This window comes from Flavobacterium sp. (assembly GCF_044377315.1).
Taxonomy (GTDB): domain Bacteria; phylum Bacteroidota; class Bacteroidia; order Flavobacteriales; family Flavobacteriaceae; genus Flavobacterium.
In genome coordinates this window covers 1-22662 of sequence record NZ_JBILJG010000018.1, presented here as the reverse complement: position 1 = coordinate 22662, position 22662 = coordinate 1, and the positions used below count along the sequence as shown (strand labels likewise).

Here is a 22662-nt window from a genome sequence, read left to right as displayed (position 1 = left end):
AAAAATGAAAATGAAAAAAATAAAATTATTCGGATTATGTGTTTTGTTCTTTACAAATTTTTCATGTACTGATGATTTAAACACAGCACCTATAACTGATTTAACTCTTGAACAGCTACTACAACAAGACCCAAATGCTGTTTCTGGAATTCTTTCAAAACTATATGGTTCATATGCTTTATCAGGCCCGGATGGCCCTGGTAGTTCAGATATTAGTGGTGACGATGCTGGAGAATCTCCTTTTTTAAGAGGTATTATAAACCTTCAAGATTTTACTGCAGATGGAATGAAAAATCGATGGGGTGATGACGGATTAGACCAATTAACAACAACCTCTCTTTGGGATGAAAATAATAAGTTCTTTAGATATTTATACAATAGAATTTATTATACAATTCCACAATGTAATAATTTATTATTAGTATTAGAAAATGTTAATGTTAACAACAAAGAACAAGTTGTTGCCGAAGTTCGTTTTTTAAGAGCATTAGCCTATTACTATTTAATAGATTGCTTTGGAAAAGGCGTTTTGGCTACAGAAGTAAATTATGGGCAATCTAATCCTTTGCCAGAAAAAAACAGACAAGAATTGTTTGGGTATGTTGAGGCAGAATTATTAGCAATTGAAAATGCATTACCTAATACAAATAGTTATGGTAGAGCAAATAAATCTGCAGCAAGAATGTTATTAGCTAAACTATACTTGAATGCACAAGTTTATACTGGTTCAGCTAGGTATAATGATGCCTTAACATATATTAGCAAAGTTATCAATGAAGGAGGATATTCTTTAGATCCTAACTTTGTTCATGTTTTTTCTGGTGACAATAATAATTCACCTGAAATTATTTATCCCCTTATAGCTGATCCATTGGCAAGTCAAAGTTTCGGAAATACAACTTATCTTGTAAATGGTAGCTTGAGTTCTGACACAATGACAATTGCTGATTTTGGCGCAAAACAAGGTTGGGGTGGACATAGAGCTACAAAAGCATGGTACAGTTTGTTTGGAAATTTAAGTTCTTCAACAGACATTAGAGCTAGTTTATTTTGGACAACTGGTCATAATTATGAAATGAACGATTATAAAAAATGGATTGATGGTTACCCATGTGTTAAGTTTAGAAACAAGAATTTTTCCTCATCATCAATTCTAACTGATTTTTCAAATACAGATTTTCCATTATTTCGTCTAGCTGATGCCTATCTAATGTATGCTGAATGTTTTGTTAGAGGCGGTGGCGGAAGTCAAAATGACGCTTTACTATACGTAAATAACATCAGAAACAGGTCGAATGCAACTCCAATAAATATAAGTCAACTAACTCTTGATTTTATTTTAGATGAAAGAGCAAGAGAACTAAATTTTGAAGGACACAGAAGAACTGATTTAATACGTTTTGGAAAATTTACTGGTGGAACCTATTTATGGCCTTGGAAAGGAAATGTAAAAGACGGAGTTTCAATTCCTACCCATTATAATCTGTTTCCTATTCCTTTACGTGCATTGCAAGCAAATCCAAATTTAACTCAAAACCCAGGTTATAATTAATAGATTAAATTAATTTTATATGAAAAATATAATTAAAACAATATTCTTTGCATTTCTTATAATTACAATAAGTTCATGTGAAAATGACAAAGTAACTGCAGTGGCTAATGGTTTTGAACTTAGAAAAGACTCTAGTGTTTCAACCCCAACAATTTTGACAGAATCATTAAATACTTCAACTTTTACAAAGTTAGAATGGGATAAATCAAATAACGGAGTAACAACTGCCTCTAACTATAAATTAGTTATTTTTGATCACGATAATGACCCAAATTTAGAAGATGGTATAGAATATGTAACTTCAAATTTGATAGAAAACCCAAGTTCTTTAAACTCAACAATTAATGTTAAGGAATTTAATGATTTAATAAATCTGTTACCTAAATTCAAATGTAGTCAAATGAAAATTGACATAAGAATTAAATCAACATTAGGTTTAGGTGATGTAAACCCATTGGTTCAATATTCAAATCCTATAACTTATTCAGTAACTGGATATCCGAAATCATTACCATTATTAGCGTTTGTAAAAGATGTAAATAGTACAAATGTTTCTACAGAACCAAAATTAGCTGCCTCTGCTGCAGGTGTAAACACTAACTACGAGGGTTATATGTTTTTACAGCCAGGAAGCTATAAATTCTACAAACCAGACGCATGTGGTGACTTTACAGGAGCACCTGCCTATGGTGGAGCTACAGGAACGATAAACACAGATGCTTCTGCGCCTAGTATTGTTGTAACAACAGCAGGTCATTATATTGTAAAAGCAAATCTTGCCTTAAACACATATTCTTTAAGTCAATTTACAACATTTGGTGTTTTTGGCCTAGCTACTAGGGCAACTTTATCTGGTAATCAAGTACCTATGGATTATGATGCGCCAAATAAAATATGGAAGTTGACCGTTGATTTAAGAAAAGGATATAAATTCAAATTTAAATCAAACCTATGGACTGGCGCATTAGTAGTGCCCGCATTACCAAATCCTCCTTATGCACCTGGAACAGCTACATCAGCAGTTTCTATTTTAGGTAAAATCGTTGATGGACAATTAGAAGAAAATAGTGTAGCTGCTTCTGGAGAAATTACAGTTCCGGGATCAGCAACTGATAACACAAGACAAAAATATTATATTGAACTAAATGTAAGCAATCCAAGAAAATATACTTACAAAATGACGGCTGTAAATTAATACTATTAACAAACAAAAAATTAAAGGCTGTTCTATGCAGTTCTTTTTATCTTAAATTTATCATTATGAAAAAAAATGTTTTAGCACTAATAAGCTGTTTACTATCCCTAGTTGGATTTTCACAACAAGTGACAATTTCTCCTTCAACTTTTGATGTAACAAATCCAATAACTATTACTGTTTCATTTGCAAGTCCAACCTGTAATGGGATGGGAACAAATCCTGCAAAAGTATATATGCATTCTGGTATTGGAACTGACTCAAATGCATGGGGAATGTCAGTTATTGGAAACTGGGGAATAGACAATAATATTGGATTAATGACCAACAATGGCAATGGAACATGGAGTATTACAATAACACCAAGCGTTTATTATAATCTAAATGCTACTCAACAAGCTGGCGCAAGCAAAATGGGAATGGTTTTTAGAAACGCAACGGGTACGCAAACATTAAAATTAGCACCAAGTTGCGGTGACTTTATTTTCAATGTTGGTGCTTTTCAATCAACTCTAAATACACCTACTTTAAATAGTACCACAATTATTGCTTCTGGAGGAAGTAGAACGGTTGCTGCTTCAAATACTAATGGAAATGCTAATTATAATTTGAAAGCAAATGGTATTAGTATTAATGAAGTTTCTGATGTTTCAAGTTATTCTTTTACTCACACTGGCATTAATTCTAATCAAAATTATGAGTTAGAAATTACGCAAGGAACATCCATTCAAACCAAAAAGTTTTCAGTTATTGTGACACCAACAATTACTAATCAACCAATTCCTTCTGGAAAAATTGATGGTATTAATTATGACCCAAATGATACTTCAAAAGCAGTATTAGTTTTAGATGCACCAGGAAAAGACTACGTTTATGTTGCAGGAAGTTTCAATAATTGGCAACCTAACAATTCATATGCCATGAGAAAAGATGTTTCATCATCAAAATTTTGGCTTGAACTTACAGGTTTAACTCCAGGAGTTGATTACACTTATCAATATTGGGTTGTGGATAATACACCTGTTGCAAATTCACCTGTATTGGTTAAAACAGCTGATCCCTACTCTACTCTAGTATTATCTTCATTTGATGACCCGTGGATTAATCCTTTAGTTTATCCAAATTTACCTGCATTTCCAACAGCTTCTGGACAAGAAAGAGAAGTTACGGTTTTAAAAACAGGACAAACCCCATATCCTTGGAGTACGGCAACTACAAATTTTGTAAAACCAGATAAGGACAAATTGGTTGTTTATGAAGTGCTAGTAAGAGATTTTGATTCGAATAGAAGCTATCAAGATTTAATCAATAAAATAGATTATTTCAAAAATTTGAAAATTAATGCAATTCATTTAATGCCAGTAATGGAGTTTGAAGGAAATGAAAGTTGGGGTTATAACACCGCATTTCATTTAGCAAATGACAAAGCTTATGGACCTGCAGAAAAATTAAAAGAATTTATAGATTTATGCCATCAAAATGGAATAGCTGTAATACTTGATGTTGCATTAAATCATGCTTTTGGAAGAAATCCTATGAATAGAATGTGGATGAGCGATGCAGATGGTGATGGTTGGGGCGGACCTTCTTCAGATAGTCCTTATTTTAATGTAATTCCAACTCATAGTTACAATGTTGGAAGTGATTTTAATCACCAACAGCAAAGAACCAAAAACTATGTAAGAAGAACAGTTAAACACTGGATTGAAGAATATAAAATTGATGGTTTTAGATGGGATTTAACCAAAGGATTTACTCAAAATTGTCAAAGTGGCGATGTGTGTACTAACGCCTACCAACAAGACAGGGTTGATGTTCTTAAAGAATATGCAGATTATTGTTGGAGCCTTGATCCTACTCATTTAATAATTTTTGAACACCTAGGAATGGACTCAGAAGAACAACAATGGGCTAATCATAGAATAAACGAAAACCCAAGTAAAGGAATTATGATGTGGGGTAAAATGACCGACCAATACAATCAGTTATCAATGGGTTTCAATTCAAATAACGATATAACAAGAATGGGGAATGTTGCTAGAGGTTTTCAAGGAAAAAGACTTATTGGTTATCCAGAAAGCCATGATGAAGAAAGATTAATGTACAAAAATCTTCAATTTGGGAATAATACCAATGCTTCACATAACGTAAGAAATTTAAATACTGCCTTATCAAGAATGTCAGCAATTGGTGCTGTATCTCTATTAGTTCCAGGCCCAAAAATGATATGGCATTTTGGAGCTTTAGGATGGGATTTATCAATTTTTACATGTAGTAATGGCTCAGTAAATAGTCCATCTGATGCAACACCGGGAGATTGTAAATTAGACAATAAACCGCAACCGCAATGGGCAAGCAATTGGTTAGGAAATACCAATAGAGTAAAAATATATAATGATTGGGCTAAGATGAATGAACTAAAAATTAACAATCCTGTTTTTAGTAAAGAGTATTCTATAAACTCTGGCACAACATTGGAACCTAAAATTTACATTTTTGATAATAATGCTCCTATTTCTTCTCTAAAAAATGTTGTTGTGTTAACTAATTTTAATGTAAATTCAATTAATGTTACACCAAACTTTCCTTATACAGGAACATGGTATAACCTTATGGACAATACGCCAATAAATGTAACAAGCACAACTGGTCCAATAAATATTGAGGCTGGAGGATTTAGAGTTTATGGAAATCAACTCCCTAACCTATCCAATAATGAGTTTGAACCATTAAGTAAAGTAACGTTAGCACCAAATCCTACATCTTCTTATTTTACAATAAATAGTGATGTAACAAAAGTTGAAATTTTTTCATTAACAGGACAGTTAGTAAAAACCTTCGAAAATAAATTAGAAAATGACTCTTATGATATTTCAAATTTAAATAAAGGAGTTTATTTAGTTAGAATAGTTAACGAACAATTAAATTCAAAAACGTTGAAATTAATAAAACAATAAATTTTATTTTAATTAAATTAAAAATGGCTTTCTCTAAAAAAGAGAAAGCCATTTTTTTAGCTATTACAATACCCGTCAAACACTTGCAAAATTTCTCATAAAATTAAAAAAATTACAAATCTAATCGTAATAATACATAATCTTATTTGTACTTTTGCACACCAAATAGAAAACACTATTTATCAAAGTAAAAATTGGAACAAACCGCTAACTTTTCTTTTAAAAATATTTTCAACGATTTTAAAGCAATCACTAAGGCTGGACTTGCTATTAGTGTTTTGTTTTCATCGATTGCTGGTTATCTATTAGGATTTGATGAGGAACACCCATTTAGTTGGTCAATTTTAGCAATATTAACTATTGGTGGTTATTGTATGGTTGGAGCTTCAAACGCTTTCAATCAAGTTATAGAAAAAGACCTCGACGCCCTGATGGACAGAACAAAAAATCGTCCAATTCCAGCAAAGAGAATGTCGCCTAATAAAGCATTGATAATAGCTAGTTTGTTAACAATTATAGGGGTAACTCTATTATATATAATCAATCCAAAGTCAGCAATGTTTGGTGCGATTTCAATTTTTCTTTACACAAGCATTTATACACCTTTAAAGACCGTTACACCATTATCGGTTTTTGTTGGAGCATTCCCTGGTGCAATCCCATTTATGTTAGGTTGGGTTGCCGCAACTGGAGAATTTGGTATTGAAGCCGGAACCCTTTTTTTAATTCAGTTTTTTTGGCAATTTCCTCATTTTTGGGCAATAGGATGGTTTTTATATGAAGATTATGAAAAAGCTGGGTTCTTTATGTTACCATCTGGTAAAAAAGATAAATCTACGGCAACACAAATAATTTTATATACATTTTGGCTATTAGTAGCTTCGCTTTTACCTGTTTTGGGTTACACAGGTAAATTACACATATCAATTATTTCAGCATTTGTTGTATTTTTGCTAGGATTATGGATGCTTTTTTATGCGGCTAAGCTATATCAAAACAGAACACCAAAAGCAGCAAGAACATTAATGTTAGTGAGTGTTTTCTATATAAGTTTATTACAAATAGTATATATAGTTGACAAATTTTTAAGATACTAAATAGTTATTTATGAATACTAAAATGACCAAACAAGAACACAAACAAAGAAGTGACAAATCATACAAATTATTGTTGCTTTTTGCCATGTTAAGTATGACGATGATGTTTGCCGGACTTACAAGTGCTTTTGTTGTAAGTAAATCAAGAGCTGATTGGTTGAAGGATTTTCAAATGCCAAGTTCTTTCCTTATTAGTACAATTGTTATTATTGCTTGTAGTGTTACATTTTATTTTGCTCAAAAAGCAATCAAAAATGATAATCGTAAACTAACAACTCAAATGCTTTTAGCTACTTTAGGCTTGGGAGTTGTTTTTATTATCTTTCAATTTAAAGGATTTGATCAACTAATTCAAATGGGCTATTTTTTCACCGGAAGTCAAAGTAACATTACCACAACTTTTTTATATGTTGTAGCTTTATTGCACTTGGCACATCTTTTTGGTGGCATAATTTCACTTTTAATTATAATTTATAATCATTTTAAACAAAAATACAATTCGAGTCAAACCATTGGTATTGAGCTTGGTGCGATGTATTGGCACTTTCTTGATTTATTGTGGGTGTATTTGTTTTTGTTTTTATTTTTCTTTAAATAGAAAAAAATGTAAATTTGGGAACTTTTTAACTAATAATTTATATGGGAGCGACAGTTACTACTGCAAACACTAACGAAAAAACTTGGAGCGGAGGGAACGAACCGATGGGAGCAAGTTATGGCAAATTGATGATGTGGTTTTTCATCTTATCAGATGCTTTAACCTTCTCGGGATTCTTGGCAGCTTATGGTTTTTCTAGATTTAAATTTATTGAAACTTGGCCATTAGCAGATGAAGTGTTTACACACTTCCCATTCATGCATGGTGTTTCAGCACCAATGTACTATGTGGCGTTGATGACTTTTATACTTATCTTTTCTTCTGTTACAATGGTACTTGCTGTTGATGCAGGTCATCAAATGAAAAAAGACAAAGTAGCAATTTACATGTTTTTAACCATTATTGGCGGCTTAATATTCGTAGGTTCTCAAGCTTGGGAATGGAAAAATTTTATTAAAGGCGAATACGGAGCAATTGAAACCAAAGGAGGAAGTTTACTTCAATTTGTTGACAAAACAGGAAAAAGAGTAGCACTATCTGAATTTGCTGCAACATTACCAGAAGATAGAACACAACTTACAGGAAGTAGAGCAACTTGGTTTATGAATGAAGGTTCTTTGCCAACTTATTCTGTTGCCGAAGTACAAGCAGGATTCAAAGCGCATCCTGAACTTTTAGTAAGAACTGAAACAATTAGTAATGGTGATGAAGCAACTTTAAAAGATACAAAAATTGAACAAACACTAACTAAGAAAAAACACAAAACTGTATTAACAAGAGCAGAATCTGAAGCACGTTTAGCCACTGCTCATTATGTAGTTGAAGGTGCAAACCTTACTAGAAATGAATATGGAAGCAAGTTATTTGCCGATTTCTTTTTCTTTATAACAGGGTTTCACGGTTTTCACGTATTTTCGGGTGTTATCATTAATATTATTATTTTCTTCAATGTTCTATTAGGAACGTACGAAAAAAGAAGAAGTTACGAAATGGTTGAAAAAGTTGGACTTTATTGGCACTTTGTCGATTTAGTATGGGTTTTCGTTTTTACATTCTTCTATTTAGTTTAATCATATAAAGTTTATTATTATGTCTCACGAACACGTTTCTAATACAAAAAGAATTTGGCAAGTATTTGGCTGGTTGTCATTAATAACTATTATTGAAGTAGCATTTGGTATTGTTAAACCAGATGCGTTATTCATGACCAATTTTTTAGGAATGAATTTACTTAACTGGTTATTCATTATTCTTACTTTAGTAAAAGCCTATTACATCGTTTGGGCTTTCATGCACATGGAAGGCGAAACTTCAAGTTTAAGATGGTCAGTTGTTGGAACAGTAATTTTTCTTGTAGTGTATTTATTGTTCATACTTCTTACTGAAGCAGATTACATCTATGGTATTTTCAAAAATTCTACAATTAAATGGAATTTTTAACAAGATATTAATTGTTTTTAAAGGTACGTTTGCGTACCTTTTTTTATTTTTGTATGTTTAATTAAATAAGCTTTTTTAAATGAAAAAAAACATAGTCCTTTTTATCCTTTTTATTCTTCCTATTGTGGCTTATTTGTTTTTTGCAACTGGCATAAACTCATTCATGACTTTGCCTGTATTAACAAAAAATGTAAATGAACTTGACAATTGGAAATCCCTAAATGATGAAAAAGTTGTTCTAAAAGATAAAATAACGATTCTGGGTTTTGGCGGAAATTTTATTTTGAATCAAAAAGGAACTTATTTTAATTTGAATCAAAAAATTTACGACAAAAACAAAGCGTTCAAAGATTTTCAATTTGTAACAATTATGCCTTTAGGATCAGAAACTCAAGTTGAAGAATTGGTTTCAAAATTAAAAGCATTAAATACTGTTGATAATTGGCATTTTGTTTTTGCTACTCCTGGTGAAATTCAAAAATATTATTTATCTCTAAAAATTAAAGAGGCTATTCAGACCGATTTGAGTGCAAAAAAAGTTTTTATAATTGACAAAAAATTAAATCTTAGAGGAAGAAAAGCTAAAACGTTTGTAGGAAGCAATAAAGACGACTATAAAGAAGGATATGATGCAGCTTCACCATCTGATTTATATAATGAAATGGCAGATGATGTAAAAGTTATTCTTGCTGAATATCGCTTAGCATTGAAACGAAATAACTCAAAAAGACAAATTTAAATTATGCTAAAAAACAAATCATATATCTGGATTTCGTTTATCGTTTTAATTTTTGGAATTATTGTTGTTCCAGAGATAATCAATCGTTTTAAAAATAATCAAGTTGTTGAAGGAGATCGATTAGACGCTGTAGATAACAAGGGTACTTCAAACACTAACTTGATTGAAATTGGTCCAGCACCAAAATTTGAATTAACCAATCAAGACAATAAGAAAATTTCAAACAAAGAATATTTAGGTAAAGTATATGTTTTGGAGTTTTTCTTTTCAACTTGCCCAACTATTTGTCCGAAAATGAATAAAAGTATGATGGAAATTCAAAATAAATTCTTTGGAAACCCAAACTTTGGAATTGTATCTATAACTATCAATCCCGAAACCGATACAGCTGAAGTTTTAAAAAAACACGCACAAGATTTGGGTGTAAAATCATCCAATTGGCATTTTCTAACTGGTGATAAAACGTATATTTTTGAATTAGCAAATAAAGGTTTTAATTTGTATGCTGGAGAAAACAATAAAGTTTCTGGCGGATTTGAACATTCAGGTTTGTTTGCATTAATAGACAAAAAAGGAAACATTCGTTGCCGAAATGATGCCTACGGAAATCCAATTTTATATTACGACGGATTAGACAAAAACGGCGTAAAAGCCATTCAACAAGATATAGCAATTTTACTAAGAGAATAACAATGGAAGAAAATAAAAATTTAGAAAAAAAGTTTAGTTTACCAATTATAATCGTATCCGTCTTAATTCCAATAGTGGTAGCATTATTGCTTACGGTTAGATTAAAAGATTTTGGAATCAATGTTGAGCCACTTCCTTTTTTACCGCCAATTTACGCTGTTATCAACGCGATTACAGCTGTAGTATTAATAGTTGGGGTTTGGGCTATCAAAAACGGTAAAAGAAAATTACACCAACAGTTAATGAAAACTGCAATAGCTTTATCACTAGCTTTTTTAGTATTATATATTGCGTATCACTTAACAACTGAAGCCACAAAATTTGGTGGAGAAGGAATGATTAGATATGTTTATTTTTTCTTGCTAGTAACACATATTTTATTATCAATTGCTGTTGTGCCATTGGTTTTGATAACCTACGTAAGAGCATTATCTGAACGATTTGATAAACATAAAAAAATAGCTAAAATCACATTTCCAATTTGGTTATACGTGGCAATTTCGGGGGTAGTCGTTTACTTTATGATTGCACCTTACTATGTATAAAAAAGTTGCAAATTGGAAGTTGAAAGTTGGAAGTAGTAAAAAGTTTTTTATACTTATTGCCTACTACCTATTCCCTATTGTCTCATCTGCACAATGCGCTATGTGTAGAGCTTCTTTGCAAGGTGATCAAAATGTAGCAAAAGCTGAAGCTGTAAACGACGGAATTGTTTACCTAATGATTATTCCATACGTTTTAGTAGGCGCTATTGGCTATTATATTTTTAGAATGTATAAGAAGAAAGACAACTAATAGCTACTTCAATCCATCAACACTAACATTCACATCACCATTGAATTTGACAAACGCTATAATTGCTTTGTTAGTTAATTGGATTTTTTGAAATTTTATATCGTCAATACTTCCATTGATGAAAACACCTGGCATTGGTGAGTAATTTTTTAGATATTGCATCATGCTTTGTTTGCCTTCATCCAAATTCTGTTTGATAGAATAACGACAACTTTCTTGAATTTTCTTTATTACAAAACCTTGAACAAGCCAGTTAGCAGTTCGCATCAACCTACTTTTGGTATCTAAAACATACTCTAATTGGTCAAAATAAATTTCTTTAGTAGCTTCATTATATTTTGGAAATCCAGACAAATAAATCATTCCATTTACGCTTCCTAAAACATCGAGTGCAATAATCATTTTGCCGTCTTTATGCCAAATAACAACATTTTGAACTTTAATTTTTTTGCTTCCCGAACCAAATTCTTGTCCAGCAAAATTCTTGGTCATTATAGCCGAAGCATCTTTATAAGTTGAAACCGCAACAATGTTTGCAGTGATTTTGTCGGGCATTTTCGCAACAGGTTTCAAAACAATATGATTTCTATCAAACTTAGAAACAGGTTTTTGATTTACTAAGGTTTCAATATTACATTTCAATCCCATTTCAAAAGCAATCGTTTCTTTTACAATTTTAGAATCGGTTGTGTACAATTCAATTGGAACTACTCGAAGCCAAGTATTGTATGTTTCATTCATTTGAAAAGGTGTACAAATTTTTTCAAGAGCATCTAAAACTTGTGGTTTAAAATCCATTGACTCTTCAATAGATTCGTCTATGCTTTTTTCTATTTTAGAACGAAATAATTTTATAGCAGGATTAATTAGATATGTAATCGGAACCGCTTTCCCTAAAACCGTTACGGTTGGACTTTCATTCCAATCAAAAGATTTAAGTTCGGTTTTGGTCGAAAGTTTCCAGTTGGTCAATTTTACATCACTCAACAATGTTATTACTCCGTTAAGGTTAAACTCTTTTACATTATATAAATCGACACCTAATTTATTAGTGCCAATTCTGTATTTAATAGCCGCTTTTAAGGGCAAAACGGTTTTAATTTTACCAACGGTTTCAGGGTCATTTACAATTGAAATGGGTGCTTGTTTCCAAATTTTAATTTCTAAATCGTCATCTTCAATATTGGTGTCTTCATAAATTAAACCTGCTAACAATTTATTGATTTGATTTTCTATATCTTTTAGTTTTATCGAAATGGGCATATCTATAAAAGAAGGCACATTGTCATACAACAATGGTGTTGCGTCGTTAGGTTCGGGTTGTAAGGCATCTATTTTTTGAGTTGAAGAACAACCAAAAAAGAATATTGTTATTGCAATAACTGACAAGATAAAAGAAATTTTTCCAAACATTTGTGCACCTTTTTGTCTGTAAAAATAGTCAATCAAAAATTATTCTGTGCTATTTGTAACATTTTAGTTAATACGATGTCTTATTGGTAGCAAAATTTTGTTAAAATTACTATTTGAAACCATGTAAAAATAAAATTTGTGTGTTACCTTTGCTTAATACAGTTTAGAAAGTTTATGAAAAAAACTAGTTTTATAATCGCTTTACTTTTTGTTTTGACTTCACATGCGCAAAACAAAAAATGGACGCTCGAAGAATGTGTAAATTATGCACTAGAAAATAATATTTCTATCAAACTTTCCGATTTAGAATCGAAATCTGCAGCTATTGAAAAAAGTAGTGCTTTTGGAAATTTTCTGCCATCGGTTAATGCCAACACTTCTCATTCTTGGAATATTGGTTTGAATCAAAACATCACGACTGGTTTACTCGAAAATCAAACTACACAATTTACTTCTGCTGGATTAACTGCTGGCGTTACCATTTATAACGGTTTACAAAATCAAAATCGTCTTCGAAGAGCCAATCTTTCAATAATTGCGGCACAATACCAACTTTCTAAAATGAAAGATGATGTTTCGTTAAATGTTGCAAATGCTTTTTTGCAAATTCTTTTCAATAAAGAAAATCTAAATGTACTAAAAATACAATTAGCAAACGACCAAAAATTACTAGCAAGAACTGAAGCATTAGTAGAGGCTGGTTCAATACCAAGAGGCGATTTGTTTGATAGCAAAGCCACCATTGCAGCCGATGAACAAAAGATTGTAGTTGCAGAAAATCAGTTATTGATTTCAAAATTGAGTTTGGCACAATTACTTCAATTAAAAGAGTTTCAAACTTTTGATATAGAAGATGAAAATTATCAAGCTTTGGAAAGCGAAGTGATGATGCAAACACCTGATGCCATTTTGCAAAAAGCAAGAGAAAACCGAAACGAACTAAAAATTGCTAGAACTAATGTTGATATCGCCGAAAAAGATATAAAGATTTCAAAAGGTGCTTATCAACCAACTTTGGAAGGATTTTATAGTCTGAATTCGAGAGTAGGTTATTTTGATCGAATAATTGGATTTTTACCTGATACAGCCAACCCAACATCTCCAATTGGGTTTGTTGACGGTACAAATCAAATAGTATTACAACCAAATTTTAAAACAGTTTTAGGAAATCCGCTACCCTTTTTTGATCAATTGAGTGATAATAAAGGACATAATTTTGGTATTCAATTGCGAGTTCCAATATTCAATGGTTTTGCCACAAAAAATAATGTTGAAAGAAGCAAAGTTGCATTAGAACGTTCTAAAATTAACTTGTCTCAAACCGAATTAGATTTGGAAAGAGCGGTTTATACTGCTGTAACTGATGCAAAAGGCGCCTTCAACACGATGCAATCGGCAATTGTTACAATGGAAGCAAGAGAATTAGCTTTTAATTATGCCAAAGAGAGATATGCCGTTGGAATGATGAATGCTTTAGACTACAATCAAGCACAATTGTTGTATGCTAACGCACAATCGGAAGTTTTGAGAACCAAATATGATTATATATTCAGAACCAAAATTGTGGAATTTTATTTTGGTTTACCCATAACAAAAAAATAATTTATGAAAAATTACATTTTAGAAAATAAAACAATTTTAATTGCTGCATGTAAAAGTTTCTTTGTTGGTATGTTAGTCGGTTTTACAATTAAATATTTTAGAAGTATTGAATTAGCTCCTTTTATTGCAGGTTTTTCAGGTATGATTTATGGAATTTATGATTTTAAAAATAGTTTAAAAAAACAATAAGATGTCAAAAAAAGTAATCTATTTCATCGTTGGAGCTGTAGTTTTAATAGCAGTTTTATTAGGACTTTCTAAAGCCGGAATTATCGGAAATAAGGATAAAGGTATTGAAGTTGACGTTTCAAAAGCAGATGAAATCACTATAATTGAAACCGTTTCTGCAACTGGAAAAATTCAACCAGAAATTGAAGTTAAAATTTCATCGGAAGTTTCTGGAGAAATTATTGCTTTGCCTGTAAAAGAAGGGCAAGTTGTAAAAAAAGGAGATTTATTGGTAAAAATAAATCCCGATTTATATACTTCTGGTTATAATAGAACTGTTGCAGGATTATCACAAACAAAAGCAGGTTTGAATCAAGCAGATGCTACTTTTAAAGAAGCTAAAGCTAATTATGAAAGAAACAAAACGCTTTTTGAAAAAGGAATTATTTCAAAATCTGAATGGGATAGAGCTGTTTCTACTTTTGAAACGGCACAAGCTTCAAAACAATCGGCTTATTATAATGTACAGAGTGCATCTGCAACGGTAAATGAAGCCAAAGACAATCTTGGAAGAACAACAATTTATGCGCCTGCAGATGGAACCATTTCGATGCTAAATGTGGAATTGGGCGAAAGAGTTTTGGGAACGCAACAAATGACCGGAACTGAAATTCTGCGTGTTGCGAACCTAAACAATATGGAAGTCGAAGTTGATGTAAATGAAAATGATATTGTAAAAATTAACGTTGGTGATGAAGCCAAAGTTGAAGTTGACGCCTATTTAAAAAAAGAATTCAAGGGAATTGTTACCAGTATTTCTAACTCAGCAAGCTCGGCATTAACAGCAGATCAAGTAACCAATTTCAAAGTAAAAATTAGAATTTTGAAAGAATCGTATCAAGATTTGCTAGAGGGCAAACCTGATACTTACTCGCCATTTAGACCAGGAATGACCGCAACCGTTGATATTATTACTAAACGAAAAGAGAAAGTTATTGGTGTTCCAATTAGTTCGGTTGTAGTAAAATCAGACACAACAGCAGTTAAGAAATTTGAAATGGAAGATTCTGAAGAAGAGAAAATTAAACCAAAAAGTGATAAAAAATACGAATGTGTATTTGTAAAAGTAGGCGATAAAGCCAAAATAAGAATCGTGAAAACAGGCATTCAAGACGATACTAATATAGAAATTACTAGTGGATTGAAAAAAGGAGATGTTGTAATTATTGGACCTTATACAACAGTTTCCAAAGATTTAAATTCGGGCGATAAAGTAGTAATTTCGGGCGGAAAATCTGATGAAAAAAAGAGTGGTGTTCAAATTACGGTAAACTAATTTTTTAATTACTTTTAAAAAAAAAAACATATTTTGTACATTTTAAATATAGAAACTGCTACTAAAAACTGTTCGGTAGCACTTGCCAAAAACGGAGAAACTATTCTTTGCAAAGAAATTTCAGAATTAGGCTATTCACATGCCGAAAAATTGCATGTTTTTATTGAAGAAATTTGCAAAGAAAGCTCAATTCAGCTAAAAGATTTACATGCTATTGCTGTGAGTAAAGGACCAGGTTCATACACTGGTTTGCGCATTGGCGTTTCGGCCGCAAAAGGGTTATGTTTTGCACTCGATATTCCGTTAATTTCAGTTGACACATTGGCCGTTTTAGCATCACAAGCTCAGTTAATCGCCAAGGAAAACGATTTAATTATACCAATGATTGATGCCCGAAGAATGGAAGTTTACAGTGCGATTTTCAATAATAAATTAGAAAAAATAAGAGAAATTGAAGCACAAATTATCGATGAAAATTCGTTTACTTCAATAGAAAACACTGTTTATTTTGTTGGTGATTCTTCTGAAAAAGCTAAAGCAGTTTTGACAAAATCAAATTTTATTTTTTTAGAAGAAATCGTTTATCCATCTGCAAAAGATATGAGTGCGATTTCGATTCAAAAATTCTTGAACAAAGATTTTGAAGATGTTGCTTATTTTGAACCTTTTTATTTAAAAGATTTTTTGATTACAACTTCTAAGAAATAGTTAGAAACTTGCAATAAAATCTATAATTTTCATCAAATCACTTTCGGAATCAAAATTGATTTTATTTTCTTTTAGGAAAGTTTCAATTACTTCTTTTTTATCAGGGAAAAGTTTAACAAATCCTTTTTTATTTTCTGGAAATTCAGAAGTTCCTTTTTCTTTATTTTTTAAGAAAAAAGTATCATCCATTTTTATATACTTTGCTGGCATATTGACTTCCATACTAGTTTTGGCAATTTTTTCTTCAACATACTGAATACTTTCTTTTTTGAAAAGTGCAAATCCGTTGTTTTCTTTTAGATTTTGCAAATAGCCATAAAAAAGTTTATTTTTAGAATTTGTATAAGCAACCAATTGAAACTTTTTATTGGTTTCTGGAAATACTATTGTTCCAAAATCTTCAATTTTATCTAAAATTAAAGTGTCTTTTTGTGCCGATATAAATTCAAACTCATCATTGAAAACATTATATCGCATGAAGTTTTTTTGCTCAACAGTACCAACTTTTGCTTGTGAAAACATTTTTTGAGTATAAGGCGAGCCAACTATCTTGGTTTTTAAATTACTGTTATATTTAGTAGCTTTTATAGGCAATTGAGCATGCAAATTCAATTGAACTACTAAAAAAACAAACAATACTATTTTAAAATTCTTCATATTTACAATTTATTTGTTTCAACAACAATTGGTTTAATTTCAATTTCTGCTTTGTCTAACTCCGCTTTAGCACACTCAAGAATATAACTACAAACATAAGGAAAATCTTCATTTTTTGACCAAGCTCTAATTCCAATTTTTATTGCTTGATCGGTTAACTCTTTAACAATTACTATTGGCTTGGGTTCGTCAAGAATTTTAGGTTCAGATTCGAATATAGTTTCTATAATATCTTTAACCTTTTTAATATTTGTTGTGTAGTCTAGAGAGATATTCAAATCTGTTCTTCTAGTTTTCAATTTAGAATAATTTATAATTGTTCCATTGGACAAAGCACCATTTGGAACAAAAATAATCTGATTATTTGGCGTTACCAGTTGTGTAACAAATATTTGAATATCAACAACTTCTCCAGTAACACCTTGTGCTTCAATAACATCTCCAAGTTTGAATGGTTTGAATAAAATAATAAGCATTCCGCCTGCAAAATTAGATAATGATCCTTGCAATGAAAGTCCAACTGCCAAACCAGCAGCACCCAAAATAGCCACAAATGAAGACGATTCAACTCCAAGTTTAGAAATTACCGCAATGAAAAGCACTACTCGTAATCCCCAAAAAATGATATCAGTTAAAAACTCAACTAATGTTGGTTCGATTTGTCTTTTAAACATTATTTTTCTAGCAACTTTGACAATAATCCTAATGGCCCAAGTTCCGACAATAAGTAATAATATTGCTGCTATTAACTTGGGAGAATAGTCTAAAAGGATTTTGATAAATGAATCTTTATAGCTTTCAAAAGCAGAGATTTCGTTTTTAAGTTCCATATTTTTTTGAAAAAAGTTGTTTAAAAAAACCTTCCCAAATAATAAGGAAGGTTCAATAATTTTGGGCTAAAATACTAATTTTTTTTATCAAAAATATTATCCGTTTATAGCTTCTACCACAATATCTTTATCATTAAGCATATCTTTTAGCATGTTTTCAATACCGCTTTTCAATGTAAAAGTAGAAGATGGACACCCATTGCATGCACCTTGAAGCACGACTTTTACTCTTTTTTCAGTTTCATCATAAGAATCAAAAAGAATATTTCCGCCATCGGCTTGAACAGCTGGTTTTACATATTCTTCGAGAATATTAATGATTTGTTGCGAAGTTGTGTCTAACGAATCAAAGTTTTTAAGTTGTTGTTTATCTGTTTTAGGATTTTCAAAAACATAATTTTCATCAAGAATTGTTCCGCCATTTTCAATATATCCTTTTATAAAAGTACGAAGTTCTAGTGTTATTTCGTTCCAATCATACAAATCATATTTGGTTACCGAAATATAATTTTCGTCCATAAAAATTTCTTTTACATACGGAAATCCGAATAAATCTTTTGCCAACGGAGAAAGTGAAGTTTCATCAATGTTTTTGAATTCTGCAGCCGTTTTTGTGATTAATTTATTAACTACAAATTTCAAAGTTGCAGGATTTGGAGTGGTCTCGCCATAAACAGTAATTGGCTGTTTTTTGGGAGCATTTTCATCTACAATCACTATTTTTCCACCTTTATTTACATAGTCTTCAATTTGTTCGGCAACAGCATCTTGTACATCTTCCCATTCTACAATGCTAAAACGTTCAACGGCAATAAAATTTCCAGAGATGTAAACTGTTTTTACAAATGGCAAATAAAATAATTGCTGTGCCAAAGGAGAATTTTTAGCTTCATCTATGTTTTTAAATTCAAAATTTTGATTTTCAGCAATGAAATCAGGGAATTCAAACTTAATGATTGTAGGGTTTTGAGTGCCTTTTATATTGATTTTTATCATTTTGGTTTAATTTTCTGCAAATTTAACAAAGTTATTTTAAGTGATTGTTTATATTTGGGCAATTAATATTTAATTAACGTTAATGTTATGATTAAAAGACTAATTCTGCTGTTTTTTCTGGTATCGTGCTCGTTTTCATATTCGCAACTAGTAATTCAAACAACTTACACACCTGAACAACTAGTTCAACAATTTTTGGTTGGAACTGGTATTACGGCTTCAAATGTGTCATTTAATGGCGCACCAAACGTTGTGTTACCAAGAGACCAAGCGGCAAGGTTTTTGACAAATGGCGGAATTACAACCGCTATTGGAATAAAAGAAGGTGTTTTGCTAACTACTGGTCAATCAACATTAGCTTATGGCCCTAATAATGCCGCAGGATCATCGCTTCAATCAGCATTTGCTCCAACCCCTGACCCAGATTTACAAATGATTGCTACACAACCAATACAAAAAGGATCTATTTTAGAATTTGATTTTGTAGCTCAAGGAAAAGAGGTAAGTTTCGATTTTGTTTTTGCCTCAGAAGAATATGACGAATACTCAACCTCCGCATTTAATGATGTGTTTGGTTTTTTTATAAGTGGTCCAGGAATTACTGGTCCATTTACGAACAATGCAAAAAATATAGCTTTATTACCTTCATCAACTACTGGTAATTTTGCTGTAACTATGAATAATGTAAATAATGGCGCTGCAAACAACGGTCCTTGCACAAACTGCCAATATTACACGCACAACAACACTAATGATGTTCAATATGATGGATTTACCAAGGTTTTAACTGCAAAATCAGCTATTCAATGTGGTCAAACCTACCATATTAAATTAGCAGTTTCTAATGTTTCTGATAATGGTTGGGATTCGGCAGTATTTATAAAAAAATTCAGTATTACACCATTAGAGTTAACTGATAGTGAATTAAGTACTAGTGGTGATTTACAAGTATGTCCAAGCAGAGGAGATATTACAATTACTTCTGGCATTCCTGCTGCAGGCAATACGTTTGTTTGGTATTTTAACAATGTTTTACTTCCGTTAGAAACAGGTCCAAATTTAACAACAGGCATACCAGGCACCTACAAATTAGAAGTGTTTACAAATCCTGGTAATTGCCTTTTTGCAACAGATACTTTTACATTTGATTATGCAGCAACAATTCCATATACAGAACCTCTTGATATTACACTTTGTACAACATCAGCTGGACCCTACACATTTGCCTCTATAGATCAAACTACTTTAGTTTCATCAACATTACCAGATGCAAACGATTATCTCATTAGTTATTACGATTCAAGTGAGGCAGAAGCAAAAAATGGTTCTAACGTGGGACTTTTATCAGATCCCGATTTAGTAAACTATCAAGTAAATGCCGCAGACTTACCTAAAGATATATGGATACGTATAGAATCAACAATAAGTGGTTGTGTGGAGACTCCTAAGTTTACTTTGGGTGTTTCAAGTCCAACAGGTACTTTTTCGTATGCATCGCCTTTAAGTAATATTACTAGCACGCCACAATTACCAGCACCAATTAATTTGACTACTGGAGGAGTATATTCAGCCGTTCCTAATCCGCCTTCGGCTAATGTTCTTGCCATTAATTCTACCACTGGTGCTGTAACACCAAACACTAGTAATGTTGGTATATATACTGTTAGCTATTTTATTGCTGCTACTCCAGTTTGCCCTCCGTATGAAACTTTTGCAACCGTAGAAATTGTTGATGCTGGCTGTAGTAATCCTATAAATCCAGGACCAATTTGTGAAGGACAAAGTTTTAATCTAAATGGAACTCCACTAACAGGTGCCCACCACTATGGTTGGACAGGACCAGGTTACACTTCAAATCAGTTAAATAATCCTAGTGTTCCTTATCCAACTGGAGGAACTACTCCACTTGTTTATATTCTTACAGCTTATGATGCTCTTAATAATGTGATTTGTTTTAGAGATATGTCAATTACAGTTAATCCAACGCCTGCTATTGTCATTACAAACCCTGCTGCGGTATGCTTCCCTGCTACTGTGGATATTACTACAACGGCTATCACTGCTGGTAGTACCAATCTTGGAACTCTTTCGTATTGGACTAATGCGGCGGCAACGACTCCTTTAACTAATCCCAATGCAATCTCTACTAGTGGTACTTATTATATTAAAAGTACAAATGGAAGTTGTAGTGATGTTAAACCTGTTGCTGTAACTATTAATGCAACTCCTGTAGTAACAATTGTAAATCCGCCATCGGTTTGTACCCCTACAACTGTAAATATTACAGCTAACACCGTTATTACTGGAAATACCGCAAGTGGCACATTGTCGTATTGGACGGATATTGCTGCAACTATTCCTTTAACAAATCCTACTACTGTAGCTGTTAGCGGAACTTATTACATTAAAAGCACAAACGGAAACTGTTTTGATATAGAACCTGTTACGGTTACCATTGTAAATACGCCTGCTATTGTCATTACAAACCCTGCTGCGGTATGTTTTCCTGCAACTGTAGATATTACTACAACGGCTATCACTGCCGGTAGCACTAATCTTGGAACTCTTTCGTATTGGACTAATGCGGCGGCAACGACTCCTTTAACTAATCCCAATGCAATCTCTACTAGCGGTACTTATTATATTAAAAGTACAAATGGAAGTTGTAGTGATGTTAAACCTGTAATAGTAACTATTAATGCAACTCCTGTAGTAACAATTGTAAATCCGCCATCGGTTTGTACCCCTACAACTGTAAATATTACAGCTAACACCGTTATTACTGGAAATACTGCTAGTGGCACACTCTCTTATTGGACGGATGCTGCTGCAACTATTCCTTTAACAAATCCTACTACTGTAGCCGTTAGCGGAACTTATTACATTAAAAGCACAAACGGAAACTGTTTTGATATAGAACCTGTTACGGTTACCATTGTAAATACGCCTGCTATTGTCATTACAAACCCTGCTGCGGTATGTTTTCCTGCAACTGTAGATATTACTACAACGGCTATCACTGCTGGTAGTACCAATCTTGGAACTCTTTCGTATTGGACTAATGCGGCGGCAACGACTCCTTTAACAAATTCTACTGCTGTGACTACTAGCGGTACCTATTTTATTAAAAGCACAAATGGAAGTTGTAGTGATGTTAAACCTGTAATAGTAACTATTAATGCAACTCCTGTAGTAACAATTGTAAATCCGCCATCGGTTTGTACTCCTACAACTGTAAATATTACAGCCAACACCGTTATTACTGGAAATACTGCTAGTGGTACATTGTCGTATTGGACGGATGCTGCTGCAACTATTCCTTTAACAAATCCTACTACTGTAGCTGTTAGCGGAACTTATTACATTAAAAGCACAAACGGAAACTGTTTTGATATAGAACCTGTTACGGTTACCATTGTAAATACGCCTGCTATTGTCATTACAAACCCTGCTGCGGTATGTTTTCCTGCAACTGTAGATATTACTACAACGGCTATCACTGCTGGTAGTACCAATCTTGGAACTCTTTCGTATTGGACTAATGCGGCGGCAACGACTCCTTTAACAAACTCTACTGCTGTATCTACTAGCGGTACCTATTTTATTAAAAGTACAAATGGAAGTTGTAGTGATGTTAAACCTGTAATAGTAACTATTAATGCAACTCCTGTAGTAACGATTGTAAATCCACCTTCGGTTTGTACTCCTACAACTGTAAATATTACAGCCAACACCGTTATTACTGGAAATACTGCTAGTGGTACATTGTCGTATTGGACGGATATTGCTGCAACTATTCCTTTAACAAATCCTACTACTGTAGCTGTTAGCGGAACTTATTACATTAAAAGCACAAACGGAAACTGTTTTGATATAGAACCTGTTACGG

At 32.3% G+C, this 22662-nt stretch carries 20 protein-coding genes; 16 read left to right on the top strand and 4 right to left on the bottom strand.

Annotation, left to right across the window (positions count from 1 at the left end; genetic code table 11):
* Positions 1-10 precede the first annotated feature (10 nt).
* The 11 genes from ACIQ66_RS07150 to ACIQ66_RS07100 all read left to right on the top strand — a co-directional run bounded on the left by ACIQ66_RS07150 (position 11) and on the right by ACIQ66_RS07100 (position 11063).
* Positions 11-1552 carry a RagB/SusD family nutrient uptake outer membrane protein gene (locus ACIQ66_RS07150; protein ID WP_396212107.1) on the top strand — a complete coding sequence of 514 codons (1542 nt, stop codon included), beginning with the start codon at positions 11-13 and terminating at the stop codon, positions 1550-1552.
* Positions 1553-1571: 19 nt separating this feature from the next.
* Positions 1572-2747, top strand: a complete 1176-nt coding sequence (locus ACIQ66_RS07145; RefSeq protein ID WP_396212106.1) for a hypothetical protein — start codon at positions 1572-1574, stop codon at positions 2745-2747.
* A 65-nt stretch (positions 2748-2812) separates the two neighbouring features.
* On the top strand, positions 2813-5704 hold the full coding sequence (locus ACIQ66_RS07140; RefSeq protein ID WP_396212105.1) for an alpha-amylase family glycosyl hydrolase: 2892 nt from the start codon (positions 2813-2815) through the stop codon (positions 5702-5704).
* A gap of 194 nt (positions 5705-5898) precedes the next feature.
* On the top strand, positions 5899-6801 hold the full coding sequence (gene cyoE, locus ACIQ66_RS07135; protein WP_396212104.1) for a heme o synthase: 903 nt from the start codon (positions 5899-5901) through the stop codon (positions 6799-6801).
* A gap of 10 nt (positions 6802-6811) precedes the next feature.
* Entirely contained in the window at positions 6812-7399 is a 588-nt protein-coding gene (locus ACIQ66_RS07130) for a heme-copper oxidase subunit III (RefSeq protein ID WP_396212103.1), read from the top strand.
* Positions 7400-7440: 41 nt separating this feature from the next.
* Positions 7441-8469 carry a cytochrome c oxidase subunit 3 gene (locus ACIQ66_RS07125; RefSeq protein ID WP_396212102.1) on the top strand — a complete coding sequence of 343 codons (1029 nt, stop codon included), beginning with the start codon at positions 7441-7443 and terminating at the stop codon, positions 8467-8469.
* Positions 8470-8488: 19 nt separating this feature from the next.
* Positions 8489-8839 carry a cytochrome C oxidase subunit IV family protein gene (locus tag ACIQ66_RS07120; RefSeq protein ID WP_396212101.1) on the top strand — a complete coding sequence of 117 codons (351 nt, stop codon included), beginning with the start codon at positions 8489-8491 and terminating at the stop codon, positions 8837-8839.
* A 79-nt stretch (positions 8840-8918) separates the two neighbouring features.
* On the top strand, positions 8919-9578 hold the full coding sequence (locus tag ACIQ66_RS07115) for a hypothetical protein (RefSeq protein ID WP_396212100.1): 660 nt from the start codon (positions 8919-8921) through the stop codon (positions 9576-9578).
* Positions 9579-9581: 3 nt separating this feature from the next.
* The gene (locus tag ACIQ66_RS07110; protein ID WP_396212099.1) at positions 9582-10268 is read left to right on the top strand and encodes an SCO family protein; all 687 of its coding nucleotides are present in this window, start codon (positions 9582-9584) and stop codon (positions 10266-10268) included.
* Between the two features lie 2 nt (positions 10269-10270).
* The gene (locus tag ACIQ66_RS07105; protein WP_396212098.1) at positions 10271-10813 is read left to right on the top strand and encodes a DUF420 domain-containing protein; all 543 of its coding nucleotides are present in this window, start codon (positions 10271-10273) and stop codon (positions 10811-10813) included.
* Positions 10806-11063, top strand: coding sequence for a hypothetical protein (locus ACIQ66_RS07100; RefSeq protein ID WP_396212097.1), 258 nt, complete (start codon positions 10806-10808; stop codon positions 11061-11063). The genes ACIQ66_RS07105 and ACIQ66_RS07100 overlap by 8 nt, the downstream gene beginning before the upstream one ends.
* 3 nt (positions 11064-11066) lie before the next feature.
* On the opposite strand, the gene ACIQ66_RS07095 is transcribed toward ACIQ66_RS07100, so the two are convergent.
* Entirely contained in the window at positions 11067-12476 is a 1410-nt protein-coding gene (locus ACIQ66_RS07095) for a DUF4403 family protein (protein ID WP_396212096.1), read from the bottom strand.
* A 174-nt stretch (positions 12477-12650) separates the two neighbouring features.
* Between ACIQ66_RS07095 and ACIQ66_RS07090 the strand changes: the two genes are divergently transcribed.
* The 4 genes from ACIQ66_RS07090 to tsaB are packed head-to-tail and all read left to right on the top strand — an operon-like array spanning position 12651 to position 16290.
* Positions 12651-14078 carry a TolC family protein gene (locus ACIQ66_RS07090; protein ID WP_396212095.1) on the top strand — a complete coding sequence of 476 codons (1428 nt, stop codon included), beginning with the start codon at positions 12651-12653 and terminating at the stop codon, positions 14076-14078.
* A gap of 3 nt (positions 14079-14081) precedes the next feature.
* Positions 14082-14267 (top strand): hypothetical protein, encoded by a 186-nt coding sequence (locus ACIQ66_RS07085; protein WP_396212094.1) that lies wholly within the window; start codon positions 14082-14084, stop codon positions 14265-14267.
* 1 nt (position 14268) lies between these two features.
* The gene (locus ACIQ66_RS07080; protein WP_396212093.1) at positions 14269-15582 is read left to right on the top strand and encodes an efflux RND transporter periplasmic adaptor subunit; all 1314 of its coding nucleotides are present in this window, start codon (positions 14269-14271) and stop codon (positions 15580-15582) included.
* A gap of 30 nt (positions 15583-15612) precedes the next feature.
* Positions 15613-16290, top strand: coding sequence for a tRNA (adenosine(37)-N6)-threonylcarbamoyltransferase complex dimerization subunit type 1 TsaB (gene tsaB / locus ACIQ66_RS07075; protein ID WP_396212139.1), 678 nt, complete (start codon positions 15613-15615; stop codon positions 16288-16290).
* On the opposite strand, the gene ACIQ66_RS07070 is transcribed toward tsaB, so the two are convergent.
* The 3 genes from ACIQ66_RS07070 to ACIQ66_RS07060 all read right to left on the bottom strand — a co-directional run bounded on the left by ACIQ66_RS07070 (position 16291) and on the right by ACIQ66_RS07060 (position 18773).
* Positions 16291-16947, bottom strand: a complete 657-nt coding sequence (locus ACIQ66_RS07070) for a hypothetical protein (RefSeq protein WP_396212092.1) — start codon at positions 16945-16947, stop codon at positions 16291-16293. It lies immediately after the preceding gene.
* A gap of 2 nt (positions 16948-16949) precedes the next feature.
* Entirely contained in the window at positions 16950-17777 is an 828-nt protein-coding gene (locus ACIQ66_RS07065; RefSeq protein ID WP_396212091.1) for a mechanosensitive ion channel family protein, read from the bottom strand.
* 96 nt (positions 17778-17873) lie between these two features.
* Positions 17874-18773, bottom strand: coding sequence for a NifU family protein (locus ACIQ66_RS07060; protein ID WP_396212090.1), 900 nt, complete (start codon positions 18771-18773; stop codon positions 17874-17876).
* Between the two features lie 87 nt (positions 18774-18860).
* Between ACIQ66_RS07060 and ACIQ66_RS07055 the strand changes: the two genes are divergently transcribed.
* Positions 18861-22662: choice-of-anchor L domain-containing protein (locus tag ACIQ66_RS07055; protein ID WP_396212089.1), on the top strand; the 3802-nt coding region annotated here is incomplete at its 3' end.

What these genes read in the sequence shown, in the direction of transcription:
- ACIQ66_RS07150 (WP_396212107.1), top strand. Translation starts at nt 11, where the DNA reads ATGAAAAAAATAAAATTATTCGGATTATGTGTTTTGTTCTTTACAAAT.
- ACIQ66_RS07145 (WP_396212106.1), top strand. Translation starts at nt 1,572, where the DNA reads ATGAAAAATATAATTAAAACAATATTCTTTGCATTTCTTATAATTACA.
- ACIQ66_RS07140 (WP_396212105.1), top strand. Translation starts at nt 2,813, where the DNA reads ATGAAAAAAAATGTTTTAGCACTAATAAGCTGTTTACTATCCCTAGTT.
- ACIQ66_RS07130 (WP_396212103.1), top strand. Translation starts at nt 6,812, where the DNA reads ATGAATACTAAAATGACCAAACAAGAACACAAACAAAGAAGTGACAAA.
- ACIQ66_RS07125 (WP_396212102.1), top strand. Translation starts at nt 7,441, where the DNA reads ATGGGAGCGACAGTTACTACTGCAAACACTAACGAAAAAACTTGGAGC.
- ACIQ66_RS07120 (WP_396212101.1), top strand. Translation starts at nt 8,489, where the DNA reads ATGTCTCACGAACACGTTTCTAATACAAAAAGAATTTGGCAAGTATTT.
- ACIQ66_RS07115 (WP_396212100.1), top strand. Translation starts at nt 8,919, where the DNA reads ATGAAAAAAAACATAGTCCTTTTTATCCTTTTTATTCTTCCTATTGTG.
- ACIQ66_RS07110 (WP_396212099.1), top strand. Translation starts at nt 9,582, where the DNA reads ATGCTAAAAAACAAATCATATATCTGGATTTCGTTTATCGTTTTAATT.
- ACIQ66_RS07105 (WP_396212098.1), top strand. Translation starts at nt 10,271, where the DNA reads ATGGAAGAAAATAAAAATTTAGAAAAAAAGTTTAGTTTACCAATTATA.
- ACIQ66_RS07100 (WP_396212097.1), top strand. Translation starts at nt 10,806, where the DNA reads ATGTATAAAAAAGTTGCAAATTGGAAGTTGAAAGTTGGAAGTAGTAAA.
- ACIQ66_RS07095 (WP_396212096.1), bottom strand. Translation starts at nt 12,476, where the DNA reads ATGTTTGGAAAAATTTCTTTTATCTTGTCAGTTATTGCAATAACAATA.
- ACIQ66_RS07090 (WP_396212095.1), top strand. Translation starts at nt 12,651, where the DNA reads ATGAAAAAAACTAGTTTTATAATCGCTTTACTTTTTGTTTTGACTTCA.
- ACIQ66_RS07085 (WP_396212094.1), top strand. Translation starts at nt 14,082, where the DNA reads ATGAAAAATTACATTTTAGAAAATAAAACAATTTTAATTGCTGCATGT.
- ACIQ66_RS07080 (WP_396212093.1), top strand. Translation starts at nt 14,269, where the DNA reads ATGTCAAAAAAAGTAATCTATTTCATCGTTGGAGCTGTAGTTTTAATA.
- ACIQ66_RS07070 (WP_396212092.1), bottom strand. Translation starts at nt 16,947, where the DNA reads ATGAAGAATTTTAAAATAGTATTGTTTGTTTTTTTAGTAGTTCAATTG.
- ACIQ66_RS07065 (WP_396212091.1), bottom strand. Translation starts at nt 17,777, where the DNA reads ATGGAACTTAAAAACGAAATCTCTGCTTTTGAAAGCTATAAAGATTCA.
- ACIQ66_RS07060 (WP_396212090.1), bottom strand. Translation starts at nt 18,773, where the DNA reads ATGATAAAAATCAATATAAAAGGCACTCAAAACCCTACAATCATTAAG.